This is a genomic window from Pseudomonas sp. IB20 (assembly GCF_009707325.1).
In the GTDB taxonomy this organism is placed as follows: Bacteria; Pseudomonadota; Gammaproteobacteria; order Pseudomonadales; family Pseudomonadaceae; genus Aquipseudomonas.
In genome coordinates this window covers 2,679,546-2,705,851 of record NZ_CP046103.1, presented here as the reverse complement: position 1 = coordinate 2,705,851, position 26,306 = coordinate 2,679,546, and the positions used below count along the sequence as shown (strand labels likewise).

28 protein-coding genes and 2 pseudogenes are annotated in these 26,306 nt (G+C 58.8%); 16 read left to right on the top strand and 14 right to left on the bottom strand.

All coding sequences use genetic code 11. From position 1 onward, the window contains the following. Positions 1-17 precede the first annotated feature (17 nt). Complete coding sequence (locus GJU48_RS12410) at positions 18-320, bottom strand: DUF1883 domain-containing protein (protein WP_034119651.1); 303 nt, start codon at positions 318-320, stop codon at positions 18-20. Positions 321-531: 211 nt separating this feature from the next. Between GJU48_RS12410 and GJU48_RS12405 the strand changes: the two genes are divergently transcribed. Further along, entirely contained in the window at positions 532-882 is a 351-nt protein-coding gene (locus GJU48_RS12405; protein WP_094952210.1) for a hypothetical protein, read from the top strand. A gap of 199 nt (positions 883-1,081) precedes the next feature. Beyond that, the gene (locus GJU48_RS12400; RefSeq protein WP_094952208.1) at positions 1,082-1,312 is read left to right on the top strand and encodes a hypothetical protein; all 231 of its coding nucleotides are present in this window, start codon (positions 1,082-1,084) and stop codon (positions 1,310-1,312) included. Between the two features lie 9 nt (positions 1,313-1,321). Here GJU48_RS12400 and GJU48_RS12395 read toward each other — a convergent pair whose 3' ends face one another. Both GJU48_RS12395 and GJU48_RS12390 read right to left on the bottom strand, forming a co-directional pair. Then, entirely contained in the window at positions 1,322-1,606 is a 285-nt protein-coding gene (locus GJU48_RS12395; RefSeq protein ID WP_094952207.1) for a hypothetical protein, read from the bottom strand. 144 nt (positions 1,607-1,750) lie between these two features. Further along, positions 1,751-1,936 (bottom strand): hypothetical protein, encoded by a 186-nt coding sequence (locus tag GJU48_RS12390; protein WP_094952206.1) that lies wholly within the window; start codon positions 1,934-1,936, stop codon positions 1,751-1,753. 311 nt (positions 1,937-2,247) lie between these two features. On the opposite strand from GJU48_RS12390, the gene galU reads away from it, so the two are divergent. The 3 genes from galU to GJU48_RS25700 all read left to right on the top strand — a co-directional run bounded on the left by galU (position 2,248) and on the right by GJU48_RS25700 (position 4,359). Continuing rightward, positions 2,248-3,087, top strand: a complete 840-nt coding sequence (gene galU / locus GJU48_RS12385; protein ID WP_003212579.1) for a UTP--glucose-1-phosphate uridylyltransferase GalU — start codon at positions 2,248-2,250, stop codon at positions 3,085-3,087. Between the two features lie 571 nt (positions 3,088-3,658). Continuing rightward, a complete protein-coding gene (locus GJU48_RS25705) occupies positions 3,659-4,198 on the top strand; it encodes an FAD-dependent oxidoreductase (RefSeq protein WP_371923421.1) in 540 nt (179 codons plus the stop codon). Continuing rightward, positions 4,195-4,359: a hypothetical protein gene (locus tag GJU48_RS25700; protein ID WP_371923420.1), complete on the top strand. Its 165-nt coding sequence runs from the start codon at positions 4,195-4,197 to the stop codon at positions 4,357-4,359. Before GJU48_RS25705 ends, GJU48_RS25700 begins: the two co-directional genes overlap by 4 nt. 61 nt (positions 4,360-4,420) lie before the next feature. Here the strand turns inward: GJU48_RS25700 and GJU48_RS12375 are convergent, their stop codons facing one another. After that, the gene (locus GJU48_RS12375; protein WP_094952204.1) at positions 4,421-5,428 is read right to left on the bottom strand and encodes a DNA-binding protein; all 1,008 of its coding nucleotides are present in this window, start codon (positions 5,426-5,428) and stop codon (positions 4,421-4,423) included. A gap of 170 nt (positions 5,429-5,598) precedes the next feature. Between GJU48_RS12375 and GJU48_RS12370 the strand changes: the two genes are divergently transcribed. The 3 genes from GJU48_RS12370 (at position 5,599) to ahpF (ending at position 8,921) form a co-directional block, all read left to right on the top strand. Then, positions 5,599-6,531 (top strand): site-specific integrase, encoded by a 933-nt coding sequence (locus GJU48_RS12370; RefSeq protein ID WP_094952203.1) that lies wholly within the window; start codon positions 5,599-5,601, stop codon positions 6,529-6,531. A 133-nt stretch (positions 6,532-6,664) separates the two neighbouring features. Then, a complete protein-coding gene (gene ahpC / locus GJU48_RS12365) occupies positions 6,665-7,228 on the top strand; it encodes an alkyl hydroperoxide reductase subunit C (RefSeq protein ID WP_010210361.1) in 564 nt (187 codons plus the stop codon). Positions 7,229-7,355: 127 nt separating this feature from the next. Then, a complete protein-coding gene (gene ahpF / locus GJU48_RS12360; protein WP_094952202.1) occupies positions 7,356-8,921 on the top strand; it encodes an alkyl hydroperoxide reductase subunit F in 1,566 nt (521 codons plus the stop codon). Positions 8,922-9,027: 106 nt separating this feature from the next. Here ahpF and gloA read toward each other — a convergent pair whose 3' ends face one another. Continuing rightward, positions 9,028-9,549 (bottom strand): lactoylglutathione lyase, encoded by a 522-nt coding sequence (gene gloA / locus GJU48_RS12355; protein ID WP_094952201.1) that lies wholly within the window; start codon positions 9,547-9,549, stop codon positions 9,028-9,030. A 198-nt stretch (positions 9,550-9,747) separates the two neighbouring features. Between gloA and GJU48_RS12350 the strand changes: the two genes are divergently transcribed. Then, the gene (locus GJU48_RS12350; RefSeq protein WP_094952225.1) at positions 9,748-10,284 is read left to right on the top strand and encodes a DUF4946 domain-containing protein; all 537 of its coding nucleotides are present in this window, start codon (positions 9,748-9,750) and stop codon (positions 10,282-10,284) included. A 109-nt stretch (positions 10,285-10,393) separates the two neighbouring features. Here the strand turns inward: GJU48_RS12350 and GJU48_RS12345 are convergent, their stop codons facing one another. Together GJU48_RS12345 and GJU48_RS12340 are read right to left on the bottom strand one after the other, a co-directional pair. Then, positions 10,394-10,759, bottom strand: coding sequence for a histone-like nucleoid-structuring protein, MvaT/MvaU family (locus GJU48_RS12345; RefSeq protein ID WP_094952200.1), 366 nt, complete (start codon positions 10,757-10,759; stop codon positions 10,394-10,396). A gap of 200 nt (positions 10,760-10,959) precedes the next feature. Continuing rightward, positions 10,960-12,501, bottom strand: coding sequence for an EAL domain-containing protein (locus GJU48_RS12340; protein WP_094952199.1), 1,542 nt, complete (start codon positions 12,499-12,501; stop codon positions 10,960-10,962). Positions 12,502-12,606: 105 nt separating this feature from the next. Between GJU48_RS12340 and GJU48_RS12335 the strand changes: the two are divergent. Next, positions 12,607-13,152 (top strand): annotated as a pseudogene (locus GJU48_RS12335) (DMT family transporter); the annotation flags it as partial. Between the two features lie 245 nt (positions 13,153-13,397). Beyond that, positions 13,398-14,474 carry a 4-hydroxyphenylpyruvate dioxygenase gene (gene hppD / locus GJU48_RS12330; protein WP_094952196.1) on the top strand — a complete coding sequence of 359 codons (1,077 nt, stop codon included), beginning with the start codon at positions 13,398-13,400 and terminating at the stop codon, positions 14,472-14,474. Between the two features lie 55 nt (positions 14,475-14,529). Here the strand turns inward: hppD and rarD are convergent, their stop codons facing one another. The 4 genes and pseudogenes from rarD to GJU48_RS12310 all read right to left on the bottom strand — a co-directional run bounded on the left by rarD (position 14,530) and on the right by GJU48_RS12310 (position 18,516). Then, positions 14,530-15,411 carry an EamA family transporter RarD gene (rarD, locus tag GJU48_RS12325; RefSeq protein WP_094952194.1) on the bottom strand — a complete coding sequence of 294 codons (882 nt, stop codon included), beginning with the start codon at positions 15,409-15,411 and terminating at the stop codon, positions 14,530-14,532. A gap of 215 nt (positions 15,412-15,626) precedes the next feature. Then, positions 15,627-16,634: an aldo/keto reductase gene (locus GJU48_RS12320; RefSeq protein WP_094952192.1), complete on the bottom strand. Its 1,008-nt coding sequence runs from the start codon at positions 16,632-16,634 to the stop codon at positions 15,627-15,629. Between the two features lie 81 nt (positions 16,635-16,715). Next, positions 16,716-16,874: pseudogene (locus tag GJU48_RS12315) on the bottom strand (LysR family transcriptional regulator); the annotation flags it as partial. A 331-nt stretch (positions 16,875-17,205) separates the two neighbouring features. Continuing rightward, entirely contained in the window at positions 17,206-18,516 is a 1,311-nt protein-coding gene (locus tag GJU48_RS12310; RefSeq protein ID WP_094951806.1) for an MFS transporter, read from the bottom strand. A gap of 161 nt (positions 18,517-18,677) precedes the next feature. Between GJU48_RS12310 and GJU48_RS12305 the strand changes: the two genes are divergently transcribed. From GJU48_RS12305 to GJU48_RS12295, 3 genes are all read left to right on the top strand, one after another. After that, entirely contained in the window at positions 18,678-19,784 is a 1,107-nt protein-coding gene (locus tag GJU48_RS12305) for a sugar diacid recognition domain-containing protein (protein WP_094951807.1), read from the top strand. Between the two features lie 91 nt (positions 19,785-19,875). Next, complete coding sequence (locus GJU48_RS12300; protein ID WP_094951808.1) at positions 19,876-21,015, top strand: glycerate kinase; 1,140 nt, start codon at positions 19,876-19,878, stop codon at positions 21,013-21,015. Positions 21,016-21,398: 383 nt separating this feature from the next. Further along, positions 21,399-21,911, top strand: coding sequence for a GNAT family N-acetyltransferase (locus GJU48_RS12295; RefSeq protein WP_094951810.1), 513 nt, complete (start codon positions 21,399-21,401; stop codon positions 21,909-21,911). Here GJU48_RS12295 and GJU48_RS12290 read toward each other — a convergent pair. Continuing rightward, on the bottom strand, positions 21,908-22,600 hold the full coding sequence (locus tag GJU48_RS12290) for an aspartate/glutamate racemase family protein (RefSeq protein WP_094951811.1): 693 nt from the start codon (positions 22,598-22,600) through the stop codon (positions 21,908-21,910). The two genes, GJU48_RS12295 and GJU48_RS12290, sit on opposite strands and share 4 nt — an antisense overlap. Before the next feature lie 152 nt (positions 22,601-22,752). Between GJU48_RS12290 and GJU48_RS12285 the strand changes: the two genes are divergently transcribed. Then, the gene (locus GJU48_RS12285) at positions 22,753-23,247 is read left to right on the top strand and encodes a hypothetical protein (RefSeq protein WP_094951814.1); all 495 of its coding nucleotides are present in this window, start codon (positions 22,753-22,755) and stop codon (positions 23,245-23,247) included. Between the two features lie 84 nt (positions 23,248-23,331). Next, positions 23,332-24,003 carry a DUF3313 domain-containing protein gene (locus GJU48_RS12280; protein WP_094951833.1) on the top strand — a complete coding sequence of 224 codons (672 nt, stop codon included), beginning with the start codon at positions 23,332-23,334 and terminating at the stop codon, positions 24,001-24,003. A gap of 101 nt (positions 24,004-24,104) precedes the next feature. Here the strand turns inward: GJU48_RS12280 and GJU48_RS12275 are convergent, their stop codons facing one another. Together GJU48_RS12275 and GJU48_RS12270 are read right to left on the bottom strand one after the other, a co-directional pair. Then, positions 24,105-25,499, bottom strand: a complete 1,395-nt coding sequence (locus tag GJU48_RS12275; RefSeq protein WP_094951817.1) for a DUF1254 domain-containing protein — start codon at positions 25,497-25,499, stop codon at positions 24,105-24,107. A 243-nt stretch (positions 25,500-25,742) separates the two neighbouring features. After that, on the bottom strand, positions 25,743-26,108 hold the full coding sequence (locus GJU48_RS12270; protein WP_094951818.1) for a response regulator: 366 nt from the start codon (positions 26,106-26,108) through the stop codon (positions 25,743-25,745). Between the last annotated feature and the right edge of the window lie 198 nt (positions 26,109-26,306).

The following is a 26,306-nucleotide window of genomic DNA, read 5'->3' as shown; positions in this document are numbered from 1 at the left end:
GTTTTCCTGTTCAGGGTTCAGCTCAGCTTGGTGCTGGTGCGACGAACAATGCGAATCTTGTGGGACAGCGCCGGTTTGCGCGTAACGCTGATCGCGCGGCGCGTCACCACGTCCAGGGTAATGTTCCAGAAACCGGTGCTGGGTGCGGTGATTTTCGCCGGGAACTGGTCGAACGCGCCGCCGTGGTAGGTGTGGCGGCCACCGTTCTTGAAGCTGCGAAAGTTGGCATCGCTCATCAGGCGAATGTTGCAGGTCTGCGAGCATTCGATGACAACGATGTCGCCCTCGTTGAGGTGCTCGCGCTGGTGGATGAATTTCATGGGTGTCTCCAGAAGGGCTTTTTCTGAAAAATCAGAATGATACGTAGGTTAAGATAGAGTTTATCAGCCCCAGCGTGTTTATTATCGGGTCGTCGTTGACGACTTCGACAATTTAAAACAGTTATTTACCGAGTTTTCAGAGATAAATCCTACATTAGCGGGAGAAAATTACTCTCAGCGCTGTCGTAGGGTCTTTATCGGAGGTTTTAGTATGAAGTGGAGTGTGTTGGTTCTGGCCTTGGCGTTGGGTGGATGTGCTTCGGTTGCAGATATCAAGCAGACCCCGCCAACATTGGTGGTCATTTCAGGGAAGAAGCCGCCGGAATATGCCGCGTGTGTGGTTCGCAAGTTGGCTGAAACCCGGCGTCCACCGCAGATCGAGCCGCATAAGGACGGTGTACAGGTGATTGTGCCGCAGAAATTCTCGGCTGACCCTTCGGCGATCTTCGAGATTGAAGAGCGCTCCAGCGGCAGCAGCATCAAGCTCTATGAAAGCATGTCCAATGTACCGATTCGCCCGGGCGACGTGAAGAAAGCCGCGGAGGAATGTATTTCCGGCTGAGCCCTAAGGTTCAACCCGCACACTTAATCCGATAAAAAAGCCTGGCCCTGCTGTTGCGGGGCCAGGCTTTTTTTTGCGCTGCTTTTGGGTGTTGTCTCGACAGTCCCAAGGCATCCGTTAAACTGTCGGGTATTCAATGCAAAAAATGCCGCGCAAGCCTTGAGTTTGCGCGGCATTTGTCTTTATTCGGAAACCCGCCATGAAACGTGAACACGTTAAAACCCGCAATGCCGAGGGTCAGATATCGGCCACCCATGTCATCCAGAACCCCGCCGACCTGGGTGAATGGATCGTCTTTTTCAAGAAAAGCGGCGGGCGCAGTTACTTCCTGGTGGATGAGCAGGATGAAGTCGAGTCGTTCCCGCGCCTGGATGACCTGATCGAGCTGTTACGCGAGCTGGGCATCAAGTTCGCCGAAATTCACCTGTAGCCATACGGCTTACTTGCAGACCACAACGACGCTGCGGCTTTTGAAGTTGCCGACGTCTTTGCCCAGGGTCTTGTCGCTTTCTTTGAGTGACGGCGTGCCGTCGGTACCGACGATACGATAACCGGTGCCCGCGCAGGACGCGTCGGCTTTTTCGTAGCAACTGGCCCACGAATTGGCCTCGCCCGAGCAGTCGATGGTCAGGCCTTGTTCGCCATTTTTAAGGTAAGTGTCGGATGTAGTGGTGCAGCCGGTCATCAGCGCAAGGGCCGCAGTCAATGCCAGAATTTTGTTCATGTGTTGGTTCGTCGTCGAGGGTGTTGGAGGGGCGCTGACACTGTCGTGGGGCGTTCGCAGCAGATTATAGCGAACTGCCATGTAGGTACAGACAAACACAAAAAAGCCCCGCTTAACGGGGCTTTTGGCGCGGGGCATAGAGGCTTACTTGCCCTTCGGTCGCTTGCTCGATGCGTGACCGGCTTCATCCACAAACACTTCGGCGACTGCAGTAGCCATGGCTTCGGTCGGGAATACCCCAGCGACGCTGTCACCGTGGAAGTTGATCAAGTGCCAGCCGTCTGCGCGCTGCGTGATCAGGTAGCCGTTTACACCTTTTGGTTCTGACATCTATTAACAATCTCGTGGTCTGGTTCAAGGGCGCAATGATAGCGCACAAATGCACTGCGCCCGCCGAAGTTATTCCACATCAGTGCCCTCAGCTTGAAAGCATGCTAAAAGGGATGTAGCCCTCAGAAACATTGGCTTGTAGGTTGTTTGCCGGTCGAGGGTGAAGGTACTTGTCGGAAGATAAGTGGAACTTACGCCGACATTTTTTCTCTATGTTGACATCGCAACGCCAGCAGGACCCATTGTAAGGTGACTGCGGCCTGATTAGACTGCGCCGAATTCCGTACGCACAGCCCTTTGTAAGGACTCATATGATCAAGAAATGCTTGTTCCCAGCAGCCGGTTACGGCACTCGCTTCTTACCAGCGACCAAAGCCATGCCCAAAGAGATGCTGCCGGTGGTGAACAAGCCACTGATTCAGTACGGCGTCGAAGAGGCACTGGATGCTGGCCTGAACGAAATCTCCATCGTCACCGGCCGTGGTAAGCGCGCGCTGGAAGACCATTTCGATATCAGCTACGAGCTGGAAAACCAGATCAAGGGCACCGACAAGGAAAAGTACCTGGTCGGTATCCGTAAATTGCTCGACGAGTGCTCGTTCTCCTACACCCGTCAAACCCAGATGAAAGGCCTTGGCCACGCGATCCTGACCGGCCGTCCGCTGATCGGTGACGAACCGTTCGCCGTGGTCCTGGCGGACGACCTGTGCGTCAACCTGGAAGGCGACGGCGTGCTGACCCAGATGGTCAAGCTGTACCAGAAGTACCGTTGCACCATCGTTGCGGTTCAAGAGGTTGATCCTCAAGAGACCAACAAGTATGGCGTGATTGCCGGTGACGACATTGGTGATGGCCTGATCCGCGTACGCGACATGGTCGAAAAACCAGCGCCGGAAGATGCTCCGTCGAACCTGGCGATCATCGGCCGTTACATTCTGACCCCGGACATCTTCAAGCTGATCGAAGAAACCGAGCCAGGCAAGGGTGGCGAGATCCAGATCACTGACGCCCTGTTGAAGCAGGCAAAAGACGGTTGTGTGATCGCGTACAAGTTCAAGGGTCGTCGTTTCGACTGCGGTGGCGCTGAAGGCTACATCGAGGCAACCAACTTCTGCTACGAGCACTTCTACAAGACTGGCAAGGCTTACTGATTCACGCCTGCCCGACTGTTCTAAAAAAGCCACCTTAGGTGGCTTTTTCGTTTTTCAGCCCCATGTGAGTCGGTATGCTGGTGTCCTGCCAAGGAGAGTGAAATGGCCTACGATTTTGATCTGTATGTAATTGGCGCCGGTTCGGCGGGTGGCGCGCGTTTTCCGCGGCTTTGGTGCCAAGGTGGCCGTGGCGAAAGCCGCTACCTGGGCGGACTGGTAACGTCGGCTGCGTACCGAAAATTGGTTCGGCGCCATTGCGAAGACTTCGAGCAGGCAGGGTTTGGCTGGTCCGGGGAGGCAACTTTGATTGGGCACTGATGCCAACAAAGACCGCGAATCAATCGCTCAATGGATTACGCAACCTGTGGTCAACAGGGCGTACCCTGCATGAAGGCAGCGCGCTGTCCCCATCAGTGAATCAAGGTGAGCGCTTACGCCAACACATTGATCGCCACGGGGCTGGCCGCAATCCCGAATTCCGGGGCGACAGCATGGCTCCAAGAGCTTCTTCTAACGTGCCAAGCGGTATGGTGGTGGGGGGGTTACATCGCGTGAGTTTGCCGGATTTTCCATGGCTGGCGCCAACCGCTGCTGTATCGCGGCGACTGTTCTGCGCGGTTTTGACGGGCGTGCGCACCACCTGAAAGAAGAGCTGACCAAGCGCGGCCTGGACCTGCAATTTAACGCTGATATCGAGCGCATCGACAAACAAGCCGATGGCAGCCTCAAGGCCACGCTGAAAGACGGTCGTGTGCTGGAGGCCGATTGCGTGTTTTATGCCACCGGCCGCCGCCCGATGTTGGACAATCTGGGTCTGGAGAATACTGGCGTCAAATTGGACGAGCGCGGCTTCGTTGAGGTGGATGACCTGTACCAGACCGCCGAGTCGTCGATCCTGGCGATCGGTGATGTGATTGGTCGTGTGCAATTGACGCCGGTTGCCCTGGCTGAAGGCATGGCGGTGGCACGTCGCTTGTTCAAGCCTGAGCATATCGCCAGTGGATACGATGATCCGACGGCGTGTTCAGCCTGCCGAACATGGCACGTGGCTGAGGAAGAAGGCAAGACGGCCACAAGGTGCAGATCTTCGAAAGCCGCTTCCGACCCATGAAGCTGACGCTGACGGATTGCCAGGAAAAGACCTTGATGAAACTGGTGGTCGACGCCGACACCGACAAGGTGCTGGGTTGCCACATGGTGGGGCCGGACGCCGGCGAAGTCTCAGGGTGGCATCGCGCTCAAGGCGGGCGCGACCAAGCAGCATTTCGATGAAACATCGGGTGCACCACGCGGCGGAAGATTTGTCACCATGCGCACGCCTGTGGCCGACTGATCAGGTGGGCGATGTTGCCTCTGGCGCCGCTGCAACGGCGGCCGCCAGGCGCAACGCCTCGATACTGGCCTGGGCCTTGATAAGGTCCAGTTCCAGGCTTTTGTTGGTCTGCTGCTGTTCGCTCAGCACGTCCTGGCGTGACTGGCTTTCCAGCACGGCCACCCGCAGGCGCTCCTGAAGCAGGGTGCGTTCGCTTTCAATCAGGCTGACCTGTTCACTGAGCTTTTGCTGCAAGGCCTGGTCTTTGCGGGTTTGCTCCTGCAGCGCGGCCAATTCCTTCGCGGTTACGCGGTGCTCGATCAACAGCCGCTCATTGTCGCGGTGCAACTGTGTGATCTCGTCCTGACGCACCATTGCGCTTTGCTGGGCCTGGCGCAGTTCCGCCTGCACCTGTTGCAGCTGGCCTTCGTGGCGGCGCTGTTCTTGCTCGCGCTGTTCCTTGATTGCATTGCGGTAATGCTCGAGGGCGTCGCGGGCGTGCAGGTGCTTTTCTTCCAGCGAGCGAATCTGCTCGTCCTTGTCGTTGATGCGTAGCTCGTAATCGCTGCACGCCTGACTGAGCCCGGCGTTGCGGGTTTGCTCGGTCTGAAGGCTAGTGCTGGTGGTTTGCAGGGCGGCGCTTTCTTCTGCCAGGGCGGCGCCCTGGATATCAAATTGCTGCTTGAGCTCGGCGTGCGCCTGCTCAAGCGTCTGCACCTGGGCGAGCAGGGCAGCTTTGTGCTGTTCGAACTGCGCCAGGGCCAGGTCGATCGGCTCCTGGGCCTTCTCTTTTAGGCGCAGGGCCAGCCGTGCCACCAGCTCACCCAGCTCGTCATCAATAGGCGCTTCGGTGATGGTCACCCGGGTTTCGCTGTCGTCCAGTTCCTTCAAATAGCGATGAATCGTGGTTTTTGAGCCGGTATTACCCATCTCGATGCGTACCGCGTCGATGCTGGGGTTTTCGCCGCGGGCAAGGATCGCCAGGCGTGCCGTTTGAACTACTGCTTTGTTTATGCCGCCGCGAGCCATGGGGTCTCCGTCGATTTAGTACTGTGGTATGTAGTATGTATATACGTACTGTATCACGAATAAAAAACCGTTTAAATTCATGATTTAACAGATGGGATATTGGCGTATTATCCCGTGTCATAGCCGTTTTAAGCGCAAACTCACCCTGTCGCAGTACGAATAGGCCTTTCATGAGCGATCTGGACCGGTACCTCAACGCCGCCACCCGCGATAACACCCGCCTCAGCTACCGCGCGGCCATCGAGCACTTCGAAGTGAATTGGGGCGGCTTCCTGCCCGCGACCAGCGACAGCGTGGCGCGCTATTTGGTGGCGCATGCCGGCGTGCTGGCGGTCAACACCTTGAAGCTGCGGCTTTCGGCGTTGGCGCAGTGGCACACCAGCCAGGGGTTTCCCGACCCGACCAAGGCGCCGGTGGTGCGCAAGGTGCTCAAGGGCATTCGTGCCGTACACCCGGCGCAGGAGAAACAGGCCGAGCCGCTGCAACTTAAACACCTTGAGCAGGTGGTGGCTTCGCTGCAGGCAGAAGCGCTGCAGGCGAGCAACGATCAGGACTCACCCCGATTGCTGCGCGCCAAGCGCGACACCGCGCTGATCCTGCTTGGCTTCTGGCGGGGCTTTCGCAGTGATGAGTTGTGCCGCCTGAACATCGAGCACGTGCAGGCGGTGCCAGGAGCGGGGATCAGCCTGTACCTGCCGCGCAGCAAAAGTGACCGCGACAACCTCGGCAAGACCTACCAGACCCCGGCGTTGCTGCGCCTGTGCCCGGTGCAGGCGTACAGCGAATGGCTCAGCGCCTCGGCCCTCGTGCGCGGCCCTGTGTTTCGCGGGATTGATCGCTGGGGCAACCTGGGCGAGGAGGGGCTGCACCCCAACAGTGTGATCCCGCTGCTGCGCCAAGCGCTGGAGCGCGCGGGCATCCCAGCCGACCTATACACCAGCCACTCGCTGCGCCGAGGCTTTGCCACCTGGGCGCATCGCAGTGGCTGGGACATCAAGTCGCTGATGAGTTACGTCGGTTGGAGCGACATGAAATCCGCCATGCGCTATGTTGAAGCGACGCCCTTTCTGGGCATGACCCTGGCGACTCAACCGCTGATTTGAGATTTCTTCTATTAATACAGTTACCTGATAGGGAAAACCAATCGTCAGCATGAGGTTTGCCAATGAGTCATCGGCCGAAAGAGTGGGTAGCATTCATCTCATCAACTTCTTAACCCCTGACGGAGAGTCAACGATGCCTATCATCAACAGCCAAGTAAAACCGTTCAAAGCTACCGCATACAAAAACGGCAACTTCGTAGACGTGTCGGACGCTGACCTGAAAGGCAAATGGTCCGTAGTATTCTTTTACCCAGCCGACTTCACCTTCGTTTGCCCAACCGAGCTGGAAGACCTGGCTGACAACTACGCCGAATTCCAGAAACTGGGCGTCGAGATCTACAGCGTTTCCACCGACACCCACTTTGCTCACGCTGCCTGGCACAACACTTCGCCAGCCATCGGCAAAATCCAGTACACCATGATCGGTGACCCGACCCTGACCATCTCGCGCAACTTCGACGTACTGATCGAAGAAGCTGGCCTGGCAGACCGCGGTACTTTCGTGATCAACCCAGAAGGTCAGATCAAGATCGTTGAACTGAACGATGGCGGTGTTGGCCGTGACGCTTCCGAGCTGCTGCGCAAAATCAAGGCCGCTCAGTACGTCGCTGCCCACCCAGGCGAAGTGTGCCCAGCCAAGTGGAAAGAAGGCGAGGCTACTCTGGCTCCGTCCCTGGACCTGGTCGGCAAGATCTAAGTCTGTGAAATATCCAGGGCGGAACTCCGCACCTCAGTAAGCTGCATCCGCCCTCAAAACGCCCGGGCGAGATTCGCTCGGGCGTTTTTTTGTCTGCAATAAACCGAATTAATAGGAAATCGCCCGTATGCTGGACGCCAATCTTAAAGCTCAGTTGAAGTCATACCTGGAACGGGTCACCCAGCCGATCGAGATCGTCGCCTCCCTCGACGACGGTGCGAAATCCGAGGAAATGCTTGGCCTTTTGCAGGACGTAACCAGCCTCACCACGCTGATCACCCTGAAAACCGATGGCGATGATGCGCGCAAGCCCTCGTTCGCCATCAACCGCCCGGGTGCCGACATCAGCCTGCGTTTCGCCGGCATCCCCATGGGCCATGAATTTACTTCGCTGGTGCTGGCCCTGCTGCAAGTCGGTGGCCACCCGTCGAAGGCCAGTGTCGAAGTGATTGAACAGATCCGCGCGCTCAAAGGCGAGTTCAGCTTCGAGACCTACTTCTCGCTGTCGTGCCAGAACTGCCCGGACGTGGTCCAGGCGCTGAACCTGATGGCCGTGCTCAACCCCAACATCCGCCACGTCGCTATCGACGGTGCGCTGTTCCAGGCGGAAGTCGATGAGCGCCAGATTATGGCGGTGCCAAGTGTCTACCTCAACGGCGTGAACTTTGGTCAGGGCCGCATGGGCCTGGAAGAAATCCTTGCCAAGCTCGACACCAGCGGCATTGAAAAAGCCGCCGAGAAAATCAGCGCCAAAGACGCGTTTGATGTGTTGGTCGTCGGCGGCGGCCCAGCCGGTTCTGCCGCTGCCATCTACGCAGCACGTAAAGGCATCCGCACCGGTGTGGCGGCTGAACGCTTTGGTGGCCAGGTGCTGGATACCATGTCGATCGAGAACTTCATCTCGGTGCAGGAAACCGAAGGGCCGAAACTGGCCAGCGCGCTGGAAGCCCACGTGCGTCAGTACGACGTGGACATCATGAACCTGCAGCGTGCCAGCAGCTTGATCCCTGCGAAACACGCCGGTGACTTGCACGAAATTCGCTTCGAAAGCGGTGCGACCCTCAAGTCCAAGACCGTAATCCTGGCCACTGGCGCCCGCTGGCGCGAAATGGGTGTGCCGGGCGAGCAGGAATACAAAGCCAAGGGCGTGTGCTTCTGCCCGCACTGCGACGGCCCGCTGTTCAAAGGCAAGCGCGTGGCAGTGATCGGCGGCGGTAACTCCGGCGTTGAAGCAGCCATCGACCTGGCCGGTATCGTCAGCCACGTGACCTTGCTCGAGTTCGACAGCAAACTGCGCGCCGACGCCGTGTTGCAGCGCAAGCTCTACAGCCTGCCGAACGTGGACGTGATCACCAGTGCGCTGACCAGTGAAGTCAAAGGCGACGGCCAGAAAGTCACCGGCCTGGCGTACAAAGATCGCGACAGTGGCGAGTTCAAGACCATCGACCTGGAAGGCATCTTCGTTCAGATCGGCTTGCTGCCCAACACTGACTGGCTCAAAGGCACAGTGGAGCTGACCCCGCGTGGCGAGATCATTGTCGATGCACGTGGCGAGACTTCGCTGCCAGGTATATTTGCCGCCGGTGACGTGACAACCGTGCCGTACAAGCAGATCGTGATCGCGGTAGGCGAGGGCGCCAAGGCTTCGCTGAGTGCTTTCGATCACCTGATCCGCACGTCCGCACCGGCGTAAATCCGGGCCCGGAAATGAAAAACCCCATGAGTGATCATGGGGTTTTTCTCGTTCCCACGCTCCGCGTGGGAATGCCTCCGATGACGCTCTGCGTCACCCTGTCCGCTTACATAGGCGCTGGCTGAATAATCTCAACCCAGTACGCATCCGGGTCCTTGATGAAGGCCAGGCTTTTCATGCGGCCATCGGTCAGGCGCTTCTGGAAATCACAGCCCAGGGCTTCGAAACGCTCGCAGGCGGCGACGATATCCGGCACCGAGATGCAGATATGGCCAAAGCCACGCGGGTCGGTGTTGCCGTTATGGTAGGCAAAATCGGCATCGTTTTCGGTGCCGTGGTTGTGGGTCAGTTCCAGGATGCCCGGGATCGACTTCATCCACTGGGTGCGCGCGGCGGCGTCAGCTGGAATCTGGGCCTTGTCCACCAGGGCCAGGAAGTACAGGCTGAATTCGGCTTCCGGGAAGTCGCGCTTTTCCACCAGGGAAAAACCCAGGATGCGGGTGTAGAAATCCAGCGACTGGGTGATGTCCTTGACCCGCAACATGGTGTGGTTGAACACAAAGTTCGAGGTGGCGGTGTCGGGCTGGGCGGTGACGCCCGGGAAGGTGTTCAGATCGTGCAGGCTCATGGGCCCTCCAGAAAAAATGGGGCAAACGCGACTTGAAATGATAGGCGCGGTCCGTTGGCTTGCGGCAAGCATCCCTGCAGCCGAACCATGATACGCAAGGCCCAGCCGCTGCGCCAAATGAAAAAAGTCACGTAGCGCTTGCGACCAGCGGGCGCCGGGGCTCAAACTTTGGCGCTTGAACCTTGGGTGTTTTTCGTAATGATTGAATTTCGTAATTCGCTGTTGAGCGCCATGTGTTTTCTGTTGGCCAGCCCGCTTGTGCTGGCGGCCGACCCGGAAATTCACTGGCCCAGCGGCTGGCAGGTCGAGGAAGTGGACGTTGACGGCGAGGCGCCGGTAAAACCCCAGGCAGTGTCGCGCCAGCGCGCAATCAAGAACGATGAAAATGGCAATACCTTGATGGTCATGGAGTTGACCGGCACCCCGATTGAGGCCGGGCATAAAGTTAATCTTCAAGGTGTATTGCTGGAAATGCGTAAATCCATCCAGAAAGATTTCGCCGGTAGCGGTTATCAAAGCGTGTGCACCAAGATGCACCCAACCACATTGAGCCGTCTTGAGGCGCTGGAAACTACTTGTGTGATTACTGAAAATGGCCGACACGTTTTGTCGCAAACATTAGTCGGCGCGGTTGATAGCGATAAAGCCTATGTATTTTCGTATGCAGGGCAGGCCGAAGCCTACGAGGCAAGCAAAGACGAAGTGGGTTCGGTACGTGACAGCCTCAAACTTTGAGCGCGTTATCTCGAACGATAATGAACACAGTGAAGTGTTAGTTAAGTTCGTTTTCGACGCCTCAAAAAAAACCCCGCAGATGCGGGGCTTTTTTGTGCGTGCCGTGTGATCAGCCGCGCAGCCAGGAATCGACAGTGGCAGCGCCATACTGTTCTTTCCAGGCTTTCAGGCCGCGGTGGTTGCCGCCTTTGGTCTCGATCAGCTCACCGGTGTGCGGGTTGCTATACACCTTGACCACGCGCGCGCGGCGCTGTTTTGGTGCGGCGGCGAGCGTAGCGCCGGCCTTGCCAGGGTTTGGGTCAAGGATCGAGATGATGTCGCGCAGGCCTTTGCCGTAGTGCTTCATCAGGCCTTGCAGCTTTTCTTCAAATTCGATTTCTTTCTTCAAGCCGGCGTCGTTCTTCAAGGATTCGAGCTGGGCAAGCTGCTCTTGAAGGGCTTTTTCTGCTGCGCGAAATTCGGCGAGTCTGGACAAAATCTGTACTCCAATAATGGTGTTTGCTGATATCAACTGCAGACAAAGCTATAAGCCAAGCGCTTATAAGGTGACTCAAAGAAAGAGGCCTTTCTGCGAGTTCAGCACAGGCAGGAAAAATTGTAGTAGTTAATGCCCCACGAGTAAATCATGTCTTTTGCCTAAACAAGATTATTTCATCAAGCGCACGGGCTGGCTATTCAATGGCTGGCCAGCGACTTAATGAACTCGTCACAGGGTAACGGCCTACCAAACAGGTAACCCTGCAGGAAATCCACACCTTGTGCAGCAAGATAGTCGCACTGCTCAGCTGTTTCCACGCCCTCGGCAACGATGCCCAGATCCAGCTTGCCGGAGAGTTCGATGATACTGTCGAGAATATGCCGTGAGAGTGCATCCGCGCCAATCATGGCGACAAAGCTTTGATCGATTTTCAAGTAATCGACATTGAAGTTGCGCAAGTAACCCAGGCTGGAATGCCCGGTGCCGAAGTCATCAATCGCAATCATCACCCCCAGTTGATGCAGGGCGTCGAACAGCCGACGAGTGATGTCGGTTGGCGTGATCAGCTCGCGCTCAGTCAGCTCCAGCACCAGTGTCACCTGGCCGGGCGCGAAGGCAGCGAGAAACGCCCCACAGTCCTCAACCAAGTCCAGATCCTGACAGTGGCGCGCGGTGATATTCACGCCAATATGAAAGCCTGGACTGAAGCGCGCGGCATGCGGGGCAAGTTGCGCGGCGGTCTGGCGCAACAAGGCGCGGGTCATCGGCACGATCAGGCCAGAATGCTCTGCCAGCGGGATAAACAAGTCAGGACGCACCAGGCCTTCCTTGGGGTGCTGCCAGCGCATCAGCACTTCACAGCCGGCCCATTCACGGGTATCGCCGCGTACCACTGGCTGGAAATACGGGATGAACTCGTTGGCGCCCAAGGCCCGCTGCAATTCATGCGTAGGCGCAGACGAGCGCTTTTGCAGCCAATGCGCGAGCACGCCCGCTAGCAGGCCAAAGAACACCAAAAGGCTGAACAGCGCCGGGTAGCGTGCTTCCATGTACCGCCACACTTCACCGGCCGGCATGCCGACATCGACACTGTAGGGAAAGCGTTCTGAGACCAAATAGTGATGGGCCACGGCAAACACCGGTACGGGGCTGGTGTGCACCTTGCCGTCGGCATCCAGCCAGTTAGGCCCTGCTTGCAGGATCAGGTGCGCGTAGCGGCTGATCAGGCGCAAGGCGTTGGTCAGGTGGTAACCGTCAATCGAGGCAAACGCCGCTTTGTCGCCGTCCACCAAGCGGTAAACCAGCAACGCCGTATCCGGCGTCACCGGGTTGCCGTTCATCAACCATAACGTGCCATCGACATAATCATCCGGGTTGACCGCCGACTGGTAATCACCCCCGAACAGCGAGGTGCAATAGATGTTCTTCTGCCAGGACAGGGTCGTTGCGCGCACAAAAGGCCGACGCGTGACCTGTTCACGCAGCGCCAGTTGCGCACCGTTGTCACAAGGCTGGCCTGCCAGTGGCAGCAGTGCCTGGGCGGCGAGGGCGGTGTTGTCGAGCATCAGGTCAAACTGGCGCACGGCCTCGCTGGCGGTTTGCGCGGTGCTTTCTTGAAGGGTGCGTTCGGCTTGCCAGTGCAGGATCACCACGCCCAATGCGATAGGCAGCAGAACACTCAGGGCGGTGATCAAGTAGCGGGTGGCGCGTTTGCGCGGGCCGTTAACGGTCAGAGGCATGGAGGGGACGGCCTGTCGCAGGGTGGGGAAAGCGCCGAAGGGCTAATCAGGTTATTCAGATGATAGATGGCGCGCGGGAAATAAGCTCTACCTGGCCGCGCGACCCGGTGTCTGGGCATTGCCTTGTGCCTGGGGGGCGCCGGTGCGGTCATCATCAGCCGTAACCCGCTGCTCCTGCAGGGCGCCGAGAGTGCCTGGCGCGGTGACCTGCTGATTTTCGGCTGTGTGGTGGGGTGGGGTGCTTACTCGGTGTTTTCCCGCAGCCTTAATCAGAGCCTGGGGCCATTGCAGACGGTAACGTGGTCGATCTTGCTGGGCACGGCGATGCTCACGATCACCACGCTCGTTGGCGGCAAGCTCACACTAAGTGCCCTGAGTACAATCCATCTGCCGCAACTGCTAAGCCTGCTGTATCTGGGCATCCTCGGCTCAGCACTGGCCTACATCGTTTGGTACGACGGCATCCGCCGTATCGGCGCGACCCGTGCCGGCGTGTTCATCGCACTCAACCCACTGACGGCGGTCATCTGCGGTGCTGTGCTGCTGGGCGAGCAACTCAGCGCGCCGATGCTGCTGGGCGGTGCGGTGATCCTGCTGGGCATCTGCCTGTGCAACAAACCCCTTGCGCCGGCCAAGCCATTGGGGATTTGATAAGAGTGCGGACAATTACTGTTACGCTGTGTAGAATCGATTTACGCATACAAGAATATGGACTTGCGCTCACGCAAGCCTCGGCCGTCAGAGACTGATGTAACCATGAAGCTACTCGGCTCCCCCCTCATCTTTGGTGACTTCCTCGCCCGCAGCGTGCGAGGCCTCTCCTGTGCGCCACCCTCAAATCTCATCCTTGCTCGCAAATAACCATTTGTTAATTACAAGAATGATGAGGTGCCACCATGGCAGACCAATACGAAAACCCAATGGGCCTGATGGGCTTTGAATTTATCGAATTCGCATCGCCAACCCCAGGCACCCTGGAGCCGATCTTCGAGATCATGGGCTTTACCAAAGTTGCGTCCCACCGCTCCAAAAACGTGCACCTGTATCGCCAGGGCGAGATCAACCTGATCCTCAACAACCAGCCCGACAGCCTCGCGTCGTACTTTGCGGCCGAACACGGCCCGTCGGTCTGTGGCATGGCATTCCGCGTCAAAGACTCGCAGCAGGCCTACAGCCGCGCCCTGGAACTGGGCGCACAGCCGATCCATATCGAAACCGGCCCGATGGAGCTGAACCTGCCGGCCATTAAAGGCATCGGCGGTGCGCCGCTGTACTTGATCGACCGTTTCGGTGAAGGCAGCTCGATCTATGACATCGACTTCGTCTACCTCGAAGGCGTAGACCGCAACCCCGTCGGCGCCGGCCTCAAAGTCATCGACCACCTGACCCACAACGTGTATCGCGGGCGCATGGTCTACTGGGCGAACTTCTACGAGAAGCTGTTCAACTTCCGTGAAGCGCGCTACTTCGATATCAAGGGTGAATACACCGGTCTGACCTCCAAGGCCATGAGCGCTCCGGACGGCATGATCCGCATCCCGCTGAACGAAGAGTCGTCGAAAGGCGCAGGCCAGATCGAAGAGTTCTTGATGCAATTCAACGGCGAGGGCATCCAGCACGTGGCTTTCCTCACCGAAGACCTGGTCAAGACCTGGGACGCGCTGAAGAAGATCGGCATGCGCTTCATGACCGCGCCGCCGGAAACCTACTACGAAATGCTCGAAGGCCGCCTGCCGAACCACGGCGAACCGGTGGACCAACTGCAAGCACGCGGCATTCTGCTCGACGGTTCGTCGATTGAAGGCGACAAGCGCCTGCTGCTACAGATCTTCTCGGAAACCCTGATGGGCCCGGTGTTCTTCGAATTCATTCAGCGCAAAGGCGATGATGGCTTTGGTGAGGGCAACTTTAAGGCACTGTTCGAATCGATCGAGCGTGACCAGGTGCGTCGTGGTGTATTGACCGCCGACTAAGCGTAAAAAAGCCCGGCCGAGGTTAACCCCGGCCGGGCTTTTTATTGCCTGCGAATCAAGCTTTGCGCTGGCGCACCAAGTGCTTGAAGCCCTCAAACACCAGCACTGTCACCGCCAGCCAGATCGGGATGTAGGTCAGCCATTGGCCGCCCTTGATGCCTTCTCCCAATATCAACGCCACCGCGAGCAGCAGGACCGGTTCCACATAGCTGAGCAGCCCGAACAGGCTGAAGGGCAGCAAGCGGCTGGCAAGGATATAGCTCACCAGCGCCGAGGCACTGATGAGCCCCAGCATCGGAATCAACACATACAACTTCGGATGCAGATCCATCACGGCAAAGCCTTGTTCGCCGTGCTGCACAAACCACCAGGCCACCGGCAGCATCAGCGCCATATCCAGCCACAGGCCGCCCAAGTGATCGGTGCTCAGGTATTTGCGCACCACGAAGTAGATCGGGTAACCGATGATCACCACCAGTGTCGCCCAGGAAAAACCACCGGACTGATACAGCTCGTTAAGTACGCCGAGCGCAGCAAACACCACCGCGATCTGCTGCAGGCGCGACAAACGCTCGCCGTACACCAGGCGCCCGGTGAGCACCATGGTCAGTGGCAGCAGGAAATAGCCCACCGAGACATCCAGGCTGCGCCCATTCAGCGGTGCCCACATAAACAGCCACAGCTGCACGCCGAGCAAGGCCGATGACAACAACACACCGCCGATCAACCGTGGCTTTGCCGCCAACACTCGCACCAGTTCCAGCACCCGTCGCCATTCGCCGCTGACAATCATGAATACCGTCATGCACGGCACCGTCAGCAGCATGCGCCAGCCGAAAATCTCCAGGCCGCTCAATGGCGTGAGCAGCGAGGTGAAGTAATACATCACGGCAAATAACACCGAGGCTAAGACTGATACCACAACACCTTTAGACACACTGTCCTCGCGAAAGACGATTCATACAAAAAAAGGAAAAACTTCGCGTAGGAATATATTGGTCGTGACATTGTTTGTCACGTCTATTACACGTTTTAAGCCGTTTGAATGGAACATATTTTCCCGTCGACAAATGGGACGCCGACGCGTTACACGCCAGAACTTAAGCAAGTAACGAGCAAGAACGCCCACACCGATCGGTGTGGGCGATTTGACTATCGGCAACTACGCCCCGACACAAAATGGCCCACATCATTAAACCCCGGCGTAGACGAATGCCCCGGCGTCACCAGTGAATCAATAAATGCTTCATCTTCAGCGCTGATCTTCACCTCCAGCGCGCCGGTGTACGCATCCCACTGCGCTTCAGTGCGCGGCCCGACAATGGCCGAACTCACTGCCGAGCTGTTCAGCACCCAGGCAATCGCAAATTCGACAATACCTACCCCACGCCCTTGGGTGTACTGCTGAATCTGCTGGGCGATGCGTAATGACTCCACACGCCACTCGGTTTCCAGGATGCGCTTGTCCTGGCGCGCTGCACGGCTGCCGGCTTGGGGGGTGACGTCAGGTGCGTATTTGCCGCTGAGTACACCACGAGCCAACGGGCTGTAAGGCACCACACCCAGGCCGTAGGCGGCTGCGGCGGTGATCTGCTCGACCTCGGCCTGACGGTTGACGATGTTGTACAGCGGCTGGCTGATGATCGGCAGGTCAACGCCCAACCGCTCGGCCACACGGATGACTTCGGCAATGCGCCAGCCACGGTAATTGGACAGGCCCCAGTAGCGAATCTTGCCTTGGCGGATCAAGTCGCCAATCGCCGACACCGTCACTTCCAGCGGTGTGTCGTGGTCTTCACGGTGCAGGTAGTAGATGTCCAGATAGTCGGTGTCCAGACGCGTGAGGCTGGCTTCCAGCGCGTTGAAAATACGCTTGCGGCTCAAGCCGTTGCGGTTGGGCACCCCGTCCGCCGGGCCGATGCCGACCTTGGACGCCACCACCCAATCCTGGCGATGACGGGCGATCGCCTCGCCAACGATTTCCTCGGAGCGCCCGCCGGTGTAGACGTCGGCGGTGTCGATGAAGTTGATGCCTTGGTCCCAGGCCTTGTCGATGATGCGCAGCGAGTCTTCGGTGTGGGTCTGTTCGCCAAACATCATGGTGCCCAGGGTCAGTGCGCTGACCTTCATCCCGGACTGGCCCAATGTGCGGTAAATCATGCAAAGCTCCTCATGGCAGGGAAACGTGAGTCATGCAATACCAGACTCGAGCGCTCTGGAACAAGCCCTGCACGCGTTTCTTCATGCGCTCAGCAGGTTCTCACCGCGTTGCTGGAGAAAGCGGTGCAGCACGTTCACCCGTTCCGACACTTGCAGGCGATGAGGGCACATCAGGTTGAAAGGGGTGGGTTCGCCTTGCCAGTCGGGCAACCGCGCCACCAGACGGCCGGCCTTGATATCGACGGTGGGGGATTGGTGTAAGCACGGTGATGGGGGCGCTGGTTTGCCTGCGGGGCGTTTCTTTAGTTAGATATGAGTACATATCCGTTGCTGCGGTAACGGCTGCTTAGGGTTCCGCTCTTACAGCGGGTCACTTTTGTAAAGACACAAAAGTAACCAAAAATGGTGGGGCAAGAGCCCTTTTGGTTACTTTTGGGGCTCTTTTCCAAAAGTGACCCGCCGTAAGGGCGGAACCAATAGCAGCCGTAACCCAAACAACGGATATGTACCCCATCAAACCCGCGACAACCCCAGTACCACTATCGCAGGCAAGCCAACCCACCTGGCTGCGTTATACCTTCAAGGTCCGGGTCATGCGCAACGCCAACACACTGCCGGCAACAATCACTGCCGCTAGCAGGTACAACGCCACATCCGTGGACCCGGTGGCATCCTTCACAAACCCTACGATATACGGGCTGAGAAAGCCCGCCATCTGGCCCATGGAGTTGATCAGCGCCAAACCACCTGCGGCCGCGCCCGCGCTGAGCATGGCGGTTGGCACCGGCCAGAACATCGGCAAGCCGGTGAGGGCGCCCATGGTGGCGATGGTCAGGCCGAGAATCGCAATCGCCGGGGTGGTGGCGAAATTCACCGCGATCACCAGGCCAATAGCGCCCATCAACATCGGCACCACCAAATGCCAGCGCCGTTCTTTGCGTAAGTCGGCAGAGCGGCCCACCAGCAGCATGAACACGGCCGCCAGCAGATACGGAATCGCACTGAGCCAGCCAATCACCAAGTTATCGCTGAAACCCAGGCTCTTGATGATCGACGGCAGCCAGAAGTTGATGGCGTACACGCCGCTCTGGATGCAGAAGTAGATCAGGCCGAACGCCCAGATCGCCGGGTTCTTGAACACTTCGCCGAGCGAGTCCGTGGTGGTTTTCGGCTTGTTCGCCAGGTCTGTCGCTTGATCGGCCTCCAGCACCGTACGCTCATGGGGCGTCAGCCACTTGGCATTGGCAAAGCTGTCGCTGAGCAGGAAGTAGGCGAGGGCGCCGAGGATGACGGTCGGGATGCCTTGCAGCAGGAACATCCACTGCCAGCCCGCGAGGCCACCTTGGCCGGCGGCGAAGTGGTTGAGAATCCACCCGGAAAACGGGCTGCCGAGCAAGCCGGACACCGGGATCGCCGACATGAACAACGCCATGATCCGCCCACGGCGGAAGGTCGGGAACCACTGCGAGAGGTACAGCACCACACCCGGGAAGAAGCCGGCTTCGGCGGCACCGGTCAACAGGCGCAAGCCATAGAAGTGCGTCGGTGTGGTCACAAACAGCAAGCAGGTGGAGAGCGTGCCCCACACGATCATCATCAGCGCAATCCAGCGCCGCGGGCCGAACTTGGTCAGCGCCAGGTTGCTCGGCACGCCGCACAGCACGTAGCCGATAAAGAAAATCCCGGCACCGAGGCCGTAGACGGTTTCACTGAGTTTCAGCGCATCGAGCATCTGCAACTTGGCAAAGCCAACGTTCACCCGGTCGAGGTAGTTGAACAGGTAGCAGATGAAAATGAAGGGGATCAGGCGCAGGGTAATGCGCTTGTAGATGGCGTTTTTATCGTCATCGGTGGCCAGTGTGGCAGCGGCGCTCTGTGACATGGGAGTCTCTCTTTATTATGATTTTTTGCGATGCGCAGGTAACGTTGATCGCCCAACGAGTCTCGGCCACCTGGCAGGGTGCTGTCTTTGTGCTCGCGCACAGTCAAGCATGCTTTGCGCTGTGCCGATGAACAACCCACCCTTTCAAGGAACTTAGCCCCATGTTCGAGTTGGATCATGACTTGGCGCAGGATATTGTCGATCGCACCATGGCGATCCTGCCCTATAACGTCAACGTCATGGACAGTCAGGGGCTGATTCTCGGCAGCGGCGAGCCGGAGCGCATCAACACCCGCCATGAAGGCGCGCAACTGGTGCTGGCCAATGGGCGCGTGGTGGAAATCGACGGCCAGACCGCCAAGCACCTCAAGGGCGTGCAGCCGGGCATCAACCTGCCGCTGATGCACGATCAACGTTTGATCGGCGTGCTGGGCATTACCGGCGAACCCGAGCTGTTGCGCACTTACGCTGAACTGGTGCGCATGACCGCCGAAATGTTGGTCAGCCATCGCCATCAGCAAGCCGAACAGCAGTGGCGACGCCAGCGTTGTGATGACTTGCTGGCGTTGCTGCTGGCTGAAAGTGGCGACTCGCCGCGCCTCATCGACGAGGCCCAGCAACTGGGGCTCAAACCGCAAATGGCACGTACGCCGTACCTGTTTGAACTCGGCGTGGGCCAATCGGCGGAGGCACTCAGCGCCTGGCTTACCAGCCGTTACCCAGACAGTTGGTGTGTCAGCTCGGCGCAGTTTTCGCTGTTGTGGTGTCGGCCGGCTGCGGTGCAAGTCGACAACCCACGGCTGCTGGAAAAACTCCAGGGCCTGGGTTGGAACATCCTGCGTGTGGCTGTCGGCGGGCAAGCGGATGGCCTGGCAGGTTTGCGCCGTTGCTATCGGCGGGTTGGCGACTTACTGGCCTATGGTCGGGATATCTTGCCCCAATCGCGTTTGTTGACGCTCAACCGCTACCGCCTGCCGGTGATGCTGTGGCGCCATCGCAACGACGATGCTCTGGATGAACTGCTCAACCCCTTGCGCAAGGTGTTGGCCAAGGACAGTAACGGCCAACTCCTCGCCACCTTGCGCAGTTGGTGCGCGCATGACGGCCAAAGCCAAGCGTGTGCGGATGCCTTGGGCATTCACCGCAACAGCCTGCGCTACCGCATGGAGCGCATCGCCGAGCTCAGCGGCGTCGACCCGCTGACCCTCGACGGCATGCTCGCCCTCTACCTCGGCGTACAGCTATTTCCTCAGGTTTTGTCGGAATGAACAACAAACCTCACCCACACTTGTGCATCGGACCGGCGTCATTGCCGCAGCCAACTGGCAGCATGGGCGTTATAAAAACCGGAGAAAGCCCATGAAAATCATCATCGCCCCCGACTCGTTCAAGGACAGCCTCAGTGCCGAAGGCGTCGCCCAGGCCATTGCCGAGGGGTTGGCGCAGGTTTGGCCGGATGCACACTTGATCCAGTGCCCGATGGCCGATGGCGGTGAAGGCACGGTGGATTCGGTACTCGCTGCGTGCAACGGGCAGTTGCGCCGCCAGCTGGTGCGAGGCCCCTTGGGTCACGCCGTTGACGCGCGCTGGGGGTGGTTGGCTGAGAGTCACACTGCAATCATTGAGATGGCCGAAGCCAGCGGCTTGCAGCTTGTGCCGCCGGGCCAGCGCGATGCCTGCACCAGCAGCACTTACGGCACTGGCGAATTGATCCGCGCGGCCCTTGATGCCGGCGCGCAGCGCATCATTCTGGCGATTGGGGGCAGTGCCACCAACGATGGCGGTGCCGGTGCAATGCAGGCACTCGGTGTGCAATTGTTAGATGCCCAGGACCAAGCACTGGCACCGGGCGGCCTGGCCTTGGCACGCCTGGCGCGCATCAGCCTTGAGCAACTGGACCCACGCCTGGCCCAGGTGCGCGTTGAAATCGCCGCTGACGTGGATAACCCGCTGTGTGGCCCGCACGGTGCTTCGGCCATTTTTGGTCCGCAAAAAGGCGCCAGTGAGCAGCAGGTTGAGCAACTGGACGCGGCCCTTGGGCACTTTGCTGATCATTGCGCCAAGGTGTTGCCCAAAGACGTGCGTAATGAACCCGGTAGCGGTGCAGCGGGCGGTTTGGGGTTTGCCGCCAAGGCCTTTCTCGGCGCGCAGTTCCGTGCGGGCGTGGAGGTTGTCGCCGAGCTGGTTGGCCTGGACGCAGCCGTGCGTGGCGCGGACCTGGTGATCACCGGCGAGGGCCGCTTCGACGCCCAGACCTTGCGCGGTAAAACTCCGTTTGGGGTCGCCCGCATTGCCCGGCAGCACGGCGTGCCAGTCATCGTGATCGCCGGCACCTTGGGCGACGGCTACGAACAAATGTACGCACACGGTGTGGACGCCGCTTTTGCCTTGCCGTCCGGGCCGATGAGCCTGGAACAGGCCTGCCATGACGCACCGCGCTTGCTGCGCGAGCGTGCGGCAGACGCCGCGCGGTTGTGGCGTGCGGCGACGCGAGGGTGAACGCGGTTCGCGTGGGCTCAGTCTGAGGCGAAGCAGGTCGCAATGCGGTCGGGTTTACGGCCATACGCCAGGTACTCACCCACATTACGGTTCACGCAGGCGCTCAGATCAGCAAAGGACACACCGTGCTGATGCTGCACAAGCACTCACCACCAGTAAGACGGCCGCACCAATGCTGGCGACGATTGCCTGTTGTTTCACCATTTTGCCGACACATCCTGTTCACGCTTGGAAGGTTCAAAGTATCGCAAAGCCGGCTGAGCAGACCTGTAGGAAAACGCTACGTGTTGGCCAGGCAACCTCTTAGAGCGCACGCCGCTTTCCATTGTGCAGGGAGGCGTCCTACACTGGCCTGCCTCTTGTCTTTCAAAGGATGAAACACAATGCACACACCTGAACCCCATATCGTGATCCAGCGCTTTACTGAAGCCCACCTCGAAGGCGTGGCCGCGCTCTATAACGAACCGGCTGTATGCCGTCAGGTGCTGCAAATGCCTTTCCAGTCAGTCGAGGCCTGGCGCAACAAGCTGGTCAGCGATAACGAGCGGCGGCTACAACTGGTGGCCGTGCATGGCGGTGAGGTAATCGGCCAACTCGGTTTGGAACAGTACCTGCGCGTACGCCAGGCCCATGTCGGTTCGTTCGGCATGGGCGTGGCGACAGCCTGGCAGGGCAAAGGCGTAGGTTCCAAGCTGTTGACCGCTGCCCTGGACGTGGCCGACAACTGGATGAACCTGCGCCGCGTGGAGCTCACGGTGTACGCCGATAACGAAGCCGCGCATAACCTGTACCGCAAGTTCGGCTTCGAAGTCGAAGGGCGGCTGCGCGATTACGCCCTGCGTGACGGCGTGTTCGTCGACACCCTGAGCATGGCGCGCCTGCGCAAGTCGGCTTAACCCCCTAGAGCAAACGCCACCGCAGCCTGCGCATGCAGCTCGGTGGTGTCCAGCAGCGGCAAGTCGCTGTGCTGCGGCTTGATCAGCAGGCCGATTTCCGTACAGCCGAGGATGATCGCCTGGGCGCCACGCGCGGCCAGCGAGTCGATCACGCGTTGATAAACTTGGCGCGATGCATCACTGATCACCCCGACACACAACTCCTCATAGATGATCCGGTGCACGGCCTGGCGCTCGTCCGCGTCGGGCACCAGCACGGTCAAACCTTGGGCGGCCAGGCGCGCTTTGAGAAAGTCCTGTTCCATGGTGAATGCGGTGCCGAGCAGGCCAACCGTCAGCGTGCCAGCCTCAACAGCGGCTTTACCTGCCGCATCGGCAATGTGCAGGAACGGAATCGACACCGCCGCCTCGATACGCGGCGCCACTAAGTGCATCGTGTTGGTACACAGCACCACACACTCGGCACCACCGGCCTGCAGGCGGCGCGCGGCATCTTCGAGGATCAGCGCGGTGTCATCCCACCGGCCGGCATGCTGGGCTTGCTCCACCGGGCCGAAGTCCACGCTGTACATCAGCAGTTGCGCCGAGCGCAGCGGGCCCAGCTGGTCGCGCACGCGCTGGTTGATGATGCGGTAATACTCGGCGCTGGACTCCCAGCTCATGCCGCCGATAAGGCCGATAGTGCGCATGCGATGCTCCGGACAGGGGATGTCGCCTCACCTTACCCATCCAGCGCGCTTTAGTCATACGCAGTTACCGGCCAAATGACCGGAGCAATCGGCCCGCCGCCGCATCTGCCATGATCAGTGTTCGCAACCTGGCTTATCCAAGGAACGCCGCAATGGACGATGTACAGCAACTGGGCGAGATGCTTCGTCATTACGCCGACAGCGAAGCGCATAAAAAGCAGCAATTCGACGTGCAGTCGGCCCGCTGGGCGCAAAAGCTCGGCGAGCTGTTCGGGCAGATTGAGCAGTGGCTGGAGCCGGTCAAAACCGTGGGTTTGCTGGAGGTCCAGCGTGAAGCCTACGTGGCCAGTGGCCCGAGCCTGCCGGTAGAAACATCAACCTTCAAGACCGAGAAGCTGACCGTGCAGATCACCGGCAAGCCGGTGGAGTTCGTGCCTGACGTAATGGGCGCGGGCGGCTCGATTTCCGTGTCGGTCATGGGCCTGACCGCCGCACGGCACGGGAGTGTCTCGCTGGTGCTGGCGGCCGACAAAAACGACTGGTTGTGGAAGAAAACCAACGGCCTCAAAGACCCGGACACCTTTGCCTTCGACGCGAACTTCCTGGCGTCGCAGCTGCAGAGCCTGATCCCGCGCGAACGCGGCTGAGCAATTTATCACTGCGTTGGCTATACATAAGGCTCCGTGTCTCGATGATCACCTCCAGGGAGCTCAATAATGAGGAGTGCTATGATGAAACTAAGGCCAATGGTCAGCGCGCTGTGCCTCGCTTCAATCGCAATGGCAGGGTGTGCCAGTAAGGTCACCCAGCCGGACGAGTATTCCGGCTTTCTCTCCGATTACAGCCAACTCAAGGAAGCCAAGTCACCCTCGGGGGCCGAGGTGATGCGTTGGGTCGACCCGAATTTGGACGTGAGCCGTTACAACGCGGTGTATGTCGAACCCACCCAGTTCTATCCCAAGCCGCATGCCACCGCGAAAATCCCGGACAGCACCCTGAACGGTATCAACCTCTACTTCAACCAGGCGCTCAAGCGTGAACTGGCTAAATCACTGCCACTGGCCAACGCCCCAGGCCCGGGGGTGATCGTGGTGCGCGCTGCCATCACCGCTGTCAGCAGCAAGACTGAAAGCCTGAAACCCTACGAATACATACCTGTGGCCTTGGTGGTGGCTGCTGTGAGCACCGGCGCAGGTATTCGTGACCAGCAAACAACCCTGGGCACCGAGGCGCAGTTTCTCGATGGCGCCAATGGCAAGGTGATCGCCCAGGTGGTGCGCAAAGGCACCGGCAAGTCGCTGTCCAACGACTCGCAGGTGATGAAGGCCGATGACGTCAAAGGCGTTATCGATGGCTGGGCATCGGACCTGCATCAGTCGTTTGTGAAGCTGAAAAAGCGCTGAGGGCTTAAAACGCGTTCCTTGCAGGCCGGTTGTAATAGCTGAGCAGGAAGGGGAGGGAAGGCGCTGCCCGGCCGACTGCGTTTGCGGCCGGGCACGCGGTGTTACTTGAGCGGCGTCAACGGTGGCAGCTTCCATTGGCCCACGTCAGGCTTGGGCAGGTAGATGCGCAGTACGGCGTAAAACGGACCGGGCGGGGCGGGCAGCCAGTTGCTCTGTTCGGCTTTCGGCGGCTCGTGGTGCTGTAACGCCAGGGTCAGGCCGCCGTCGGCGTCGCGCTTAAGGTTGGGCAGCATCCCTGAGTTGATCTGGTAGCGTTTCTTCAGGTTAGGCGCCAGCAGCTTGGTCTTGGCGTCGTACATGGTCAGCGACCAGAACGCCTCGGCGGGCGGCAAATTGTCTTTGTCAAAATGCACGGTGTAGCTGTGGCGCGCACCATTGGTCGGTTTACCTTCGCTGTCGACGTGGTAGCTCAAGTAAACGGCTTCATCGGCAGAGTTACCAAAAATGCCTAAGTCGGCACCGGCGTAGCGGTAGAGGTAGTTGTTTTTCAGACGGTCACGGCTACCGAACAGGTCACCGCTGGACACTTGGTGCGTGTCGATCTTGTCTTTCTTGAACGCGGCAAACTCAGCCCGAGCGTCGGCAATCCCATCTTCCAGGGCTTTGCGTTGTTCAGCGGTCAACTCTTTGACCTTAAAGGGCGCACCAGGGGCGATACCGATTTTGGCAAAGCGCGCCAGCAGGTCTGTTTCGCTGTCCTGTGGTGCGGCAAACGCGAGCATGAAGTTCAGGTAGCGGAACAGCTGCGGCCCCTCGGTCATGGTGGCCATCGGCTTTGGCCAGACGATTTTAGACACCGGGGCCGGAGCGGGCTGTTTTACATAGCTGCTCAGCGGCTGCACTTTGTAGCCGTTCTGGATCTGCTTGACCTTGTTCAGGTCCTTCTCGTCAAACAACTGCGTGCGGTACAGGGCATAGGCGATATTGCTTTCGCTGTACACCACACGGTCGATGTCGACCGGCTGCTGACCTTTCCAGTCAGGGCCCGCGATCATGTAGTGGCCGCCATTGTTGCCGGTACTGCGCGTACCTAAGTAGGCGATATTTTGCGTATAGAGGTCGATCAACTGCACCGAGTAGTAACGGTTGTCTTCGATCTTGGGCAAGGTCAGCACCAACGGCTCTTTGCGCAAGTCCATCCACATGAAGGAGTAAGGCGTGTCCGAATTCGGGGTGGCGAACGCGGTGTCCTTGGGGGTGAAGACCTGGGCGGTGTTACCGATGTGGTTGAACGGTGCCTTGAAGTTGGCACCGCCCTTATCCACGGCCTGGGTGTAGAGCGTCTTGTACATCGCCACTACCGGGTAGCCATACAGGTAGGCTTCCTTGGCAATGGCCCGGGCTTCGGCCGGGGTTGCCGTGAAGTCGGCCAAGGCACCGGTACTCATCAGAATCGAGAGGCTCGCCAACAGCAGGCGCGTCGGTTTTCCAATCATGTTGTTGCTTCCTTCCTGAGTTCTTTATAAAGGCGTGGGATCAAGGCGCTGAGTTAACCGTTTTATTGGCCGAACGTCACGTTAATCCCTGCAAGACTTAGCCGTGAAGTGATAAGGGCAGGCGAGCAGGCACAGAGTAGCCCCCCAGCAGCTGAAATAGCCCGAAGATATGCGGTGGTGCAACGAAATGAGGCGCGTAGTGCCGTGGCGGGTGCATGAGGCGCGTAGTGCCGTGGCGGGGCTTCAGCCGACAGGCAACATCGACTTGACCTTGTCACGCAGCTGGTCGATGGAGAACGGTTTGCCGATCACTTGCATGCCCGCTGGCACGCCAATACTTTCGGCATAGCCGCTGGCGAACAGAATAGGCAGGGCAGGGCGCAACTCGCGAACCTTGGTCGCTAACTCCTTACCGTCCATGTCGGGCAGGCCGACATCGGTCATCATCAGGTCGATCACCTGGTCAGTGTTTTCGACCAGCTGCAAGGCCTCTTGAGCGTCCGCCGCTTCAAGCACGCTGAACTCCAACTCTTCGAGTACATCGACGATCAGCATGCGCACGATGGCGTCGTCTTCGACTACAAGGATGGTGGAGGGGGCAACGGACATAGGGAAAATTCCTGAGGAGTTGTAAGTGCTGGCCTTTAGTCATTTAACGACCATTCTCATCCCTGAGTCCTGTCGATCCAGGTAAGTTCCCCAGAGATCAAAACATTGTGACGCTAATGCGCGGCAATGTCCCGCCCGGTGAGCGGGTTCAGCAGCGCAAAGCCGAATGAGCGCTCGGATAGCTACAGCCGACCCTCG

Excerpts from the sequence above, each read along its gene's own strand:
- GJU48_RS12410 (WP_034119651.1), bottom strand. The coding sequence starts at position 320 with ATGAAATTCATCCACCAGCGCGAGCACCTCAACGAGGGCGACATCGTT.
- GJU48_RS12405 (WP_094952210.1), top strand. The coding sequence starts at position 532 with ATGAAGTGGAGTGTGTTGGTTCTGGCCTTGGCGTTGGGTGGATGTGCT.
- GJU48_RS12400 (WP_094952208.1), top strand. The coding sequence starts at position 1,082 with ATGAAACGTGAACACGTTAAAACCCGCAATGCCGAGGGTCAGATATCG.
- GJU48_RS12395 (WP_094952207.1), bottom strand. The coding sequence starts at position 1,606 with ATGAACAAAATTCTGGCATTGACTGCGGCCCTTGCGCTGATGACCGGC.
- GJU48_RS12390 (WP_094952206.1), bottom strand. The coding sequence starts at position 1,936 with ATGTCAGAACCAAAAGGTGTAAACGGCTACCTGATCACGCAGCGCGCA.
- galU (WP_003212579.1), top strand. The coding sequence starts at position 2,248 with ATGATCAAGAAATGCTTGTTCCCAGCAGCCGGTTACGGCACTCGCTTC.
- GJU48_RS25705 (WP_371923421.1), top strand. The coding sequence starts at position 3,659 with ATGGCTGGCGCCAACCGCTGCTGTATCGCGGCGACTGTTCTGCGCGGT.
- GJU48_RS25700 (WP_371923420.1), top strand. The coding sequence starts at position 4,195 with ATGAAGCTGACGCTGACGGATTGCCAGGAAAAGACCTTGATGAAACTG.
- GJU48_RS12375 (WP_094952204.1), bottom strand. The coding sequence starts at position 5,428 with ATGGCTCGCGGCGGCATAAACAAAGCAGTAGTTCAAACGGCACGCCTG.
- GJU48_RS12370 (WP_094952203.1), top strand. The coding sequence starts at position 5,599 with ATGAGCGATCTGGACCGGTACCTCAACGCCGCCACCCGCGATAACACC.
- ahpC (WP_010210361.1), top strand. The coding sequence starts at position 6,665 with ATGCCTATCATCAACAGCCAAGTAAAACCGTTCAAAGCTACCGCATAC.
- ahpF (WP_094952202.1), top strand. The coding sequence starts at position 7,356 with ATGCTGGACGCCAATCTTAAAGCTCAGTTGAAGTCATACCTGGAACGG.
- gloA (WP_094952201.1), bottom strand. The coding sequence starts at position 9,549 with ATGAGCCTGCACGATCTGAACACCTTCCCGGGCGTCACCGCCCAGCCC.
- GJU48_RS12350 (WP_094952225.1), top strand. The coding sequence starts at position 9,748 with ATGATTGAATTTCGTAATTCGCTGTTGAGCGCCATGTGTTTTCTGTTG.
- GJU48_RS12340 (WP_094952199.1), bottom strand. The coding sequence starts at position 12,501 with ATGCCTCTGACCGTTAACGGCCCGCGCAAACGCGCCACCCGCTACTTG.
- hppD (WP_094952196.1), top strand. The coding sequence starts at position 13,398 with ATGGCAGACCAATACGAAAACCCAATGGGCCTGATGGGCTTTGAATTT.
- GJU48_RS12320 (WP_094952192.1), bottom strand. The coding sequence starts at position 16,634 with ATGATTTACCGCACATTGGGCCAGTCCGGGATGAAGGTCAGCGCACTG.
- GJU48_RS12310 (WP_094951806.1), bottom strand. The coding sequence starts at position 18,516 with ATGTCACAGAGCGCCGCTGCCACACTGGCCACCGATGACGATAAAAAC.
- GJU48_RS12305 (WP_094951807.1), top strand. The coding sequence starts at position 18,678 with ATGTTCGAGTTGGATCATGACTTGGCGCAGGATATTGTCGATCGCACC.
- GJU48_RS12300 (WP_094951808.1), top strand. The coding sequence starts at position 19,876 with ATGAAAATCATCATCGCCCCCGACTCGTTCAAGGACAGCCTCAGTGCC.
- GJU48_RS12295 (WP_094951810.1), top strand. The coding sequence starts at position 21,399 with ATGCACACACCTGAACCCCATATCGTGATCCAGCGCTTTACTGAAGCC.
- GJU48_RS12290 (WP_094951811.1), bottom strand. The coding sequence starts at position 22,600 with ATGCGCACTATCGGCCTTATCGGCGGCATGAGCTGGGAGTCCAGCGCC.
- GJU48_RS12285 (WP_094951814.1), top strand. The coding sequence starts at position 22,753 with ATGGACGATGTACAGCAACTGGGCGAGATGCTTCGTCATTACGCCGAC.
- GJU48_RS12280 (WP_094951833.1), top strand. The coding sequence starts at position 23,332 with ATGAAACTAAGGCCAATGGTCAGCGCGCTGTGCCTCGCTTCAATCGCA.
- GJU48_RS12275 (WP_094951817.1), bottom strand. The coding sequence starts at position 25,499 with ATGATTGGAAAACCGACGCGCCTGCTGTTGGCGAGCCTCTCGATTCTG.
- GJU48_RS12270 (WP_094951818.1), bottom strand. The coding sequence starts at position 26,108 with ATGTCCGTTGCCCCCTCCACCATCCTTGTAGTCGAAGACGACGCCATC.